General features: G+C 41.0%; 3 protein-coding genes. 1 reads left to right on the top strand and 2 read right to left on the bottom strand.

The genetic code is table 11. From position 1 onward, the window contains the following. On the bottom strand, window positions 1-153 hold a 153-nt coding region (locus KGB14_RS28795), incomplete at its 3' end, for a plasmid mobilization protein (protein ID WP_411740808.1). 1,353 nt (window positions 154-1,506) lie between these two features. Between KGB14_RS28795 and KGB14_RS24320 the strand changes: the two genes are divergently transcribed. Continuing rightward, the gene (locus KGB14_RS24320; protein WP_001027759.1) at window positions 1,507-2,004 is read left to right on the top strand and encodes a replication/maintenance protein RepL; all 498 of its coding nucleotides are present in this window, start codon (window positions 1,507-1,509) and stop codon (window positions 2,002-2,004) included. A gap of 33 nt (window positions 2,005-2,037) precedes the next feature. Here the strand turns inward: KGB14_RS24320 and mobA are convergent. Further along, on the bottom strand, window positions 2,038-2,437 hold a 400-nt coding region (gene mobA, locus KGB14_RS24315; RefSeq protein WP_223489192.1), incomplete at its 5' end, for a plasmid mobilization protein MobA.

Below are 2,437 nucleotides of genomic sequence, written 5' to 3'. Positions count from 1 at the left end.
ATTTAAACTTGCCGTCCTGATATATTCTGAAATTGTCAGTCCTTCGTTCTTCGCTCGCCGTCTGATTTCGCTTGCGACTCTGTTATTTACTCTAAGGGTGATAACCTTAGTTCTCTGCCGTACTTCTGAACCACTACGTTTATTTTTAGCCATCGCAATGACTCTCCATTTTGCACGTTTGGGGTGTCGGGGCTTGCCCTGACAGGAGGTATTCTCATGCAAGCGAATGTATTCGCGGTATGACGAATACACATCCTGTCCAATTTTCCGCTACAACTTTTCGACGAAAATAAAATACCGCGTCGTAACCTGGTATTTCTGATACAAAAAAATGATGCTTCATTCAATATTATTTACACAGATTTTAAAAATTATTGCTTGTTATTTAATAAATAACATCGAATTAATTGATGTCTTTGTTGTCTGTCGTTTGTGGATTATTGGAGGGATAAAGATTAGATCTTCCTCGTTATATAATCCATTGCCTGTTAATGATACGGAGTGTGTCCAAGGAACAGGAAGCGGAAGAGCAAGATAGTAGCATGTACATAAAATATAAATCCGTGAGTTATTGATATCGCGTTTATATATTAAAAATATAACTTAACATTGCTCTTAATATTTATTTTGTCCTGGCAATGGGAGCATTAATCCCCGTGCAGTGCTCCGCCAGCTGCTGACAACCTCGACATATAACCATCGATACGATAGAACATCAGGGCGCGTTTCCGGCAAGAACTAACCATGGGGATGGTTTGCGTGCCGACAAACGCCGGAACGCGCCTCAAATCCACCAAGCCACCACGGTTCCGGCAGCGCCTTGAGCGCAACCGGAAACCGTCTGGGGAGAACCCCAGACCCCCACCGCTGCAACATCATCGGTCTACGACCACCTACCAACCGAGTGGCTACCTGTGCCGTGCGAACAGGCTTTGCAGGGGGCTGGCGCGGTTCCTGGCGACCTGAAAGCCCCTGGTTAGGGGTATCGGCGCGCCTGGCCTCCTGAAACCCTCTGTAAGCGTTTTTCGCGCCTTTCATGCCCTGACGGGCATTTAAACCCCGTTTCGTGCGTCTGGGAGGCTCTGAGCGCGTTTAACAGATGACCAGCGACTCGATCGCCTGAGATCAAATCGGGATCATCAACGATATGCGAGAGGTGGCACCGCTCGCCGCAGCCCCAGCGACCGAACGTAGTGAGCGAGTGGGCGAGGAAGCGGAAGAGAACCGGAAGCTACATTGAGCACGCACGCTCAATATTAAAATTGTCACTTCGTAATATAGAGATTATGCCTCGTGCTTATGGATACATTTAAAAATATAAGATATCCGAATTAGGCTACATACGGGCTGATCGCCAATGTTGTAACGTGTAGAAGATACACCTGTAACGTGTACAGGATACTCCTGTAACGTGTGGGCGGTATTGTCGTAATCTATATTGAGTGACATTTTGTTTTTTTGGCATTATATTGTCTGTCACCTTTATAAAGTGACAAAGGCGATAAAATGAACATTACTGAAAGAACGGATAGCAAGAAAAAAGTTTTAAGACAAAATATTACTGAGGTTATAGATAGAGAAACTGGAAACATAACACAAGAAATAACCGATATAACAGTTCAATTTCCACAAGAACCTGCGTATGTGAAAATTTATATTGATAATTTATGTGCTGTCACAAAAGCACCTGATTCTCTAAAAGATGTTTTATTTTTAATTCTTAGGAAATTGGATTATGACGGATATATTGCATTATCAACTAGATACCGTAAGGAGATCTGTAAATTATTGGGAATAAAAGACGGAACATTACGTAACAGATTGTATTCATTATCAAAAATGGGGATTATTGCTAGTTGTGGCGGTAATGAATATCAGGCGAACCCTAATTTATTTGCTCGTGGTGAATGGAAAAAAATAATTGAACAGCGTCGCGAGTTTGAAATGAGAATTAAATATTCACCTAACGGTGAAACTATTATAACAACCGAAGAAATAAAATAATGTGCACCTAAATAAGGTCTTTTTAAAAAGACCTTATTTGAATAAATCCGAACCTGGATATTTATTTTTATGTATCCTTTTTATTATTTTTATTTCATCCTTTATTAAATCCATTTCATTATATACATCAGAAATTCGCTTCGTTACTATTTTCATTTCATCGCAAAGTAAAATTATTTTATGCATCACCTCGAGGTACTCCTTATCCTTCGGCCGCTTTCCCTTATCAAATAATTTCTTCTGCATCCGACCAAGTCGGATTAATTCATCTAAATACCTGGAAGGTACGCGCTGTTTTATTTCATTATTTAAACTTGCCGTCCTGATATATTCTGAAATTGTCAGTCCTTCGTTCTTCGCTCGCCGTCTGATTTCGCTTGCGACTCTGTTATTTACTCTAAGGGTGATAACCTTAGTTCTCTGCCGTACTTCT

It is taken from the genome of Pseudomonas sp. A-RE-19 (assembly GCF_019956555.1).
Taxonomy (GTDB): Bacteria; Pseudomonadota; Gammaproteobacteria; order Pseudomonadales; family Pseudomonadaceae; genus Aquipseudomonas.
This window is presented reverse-complemented; position numbering and strand designations above follow the sequence as displayed.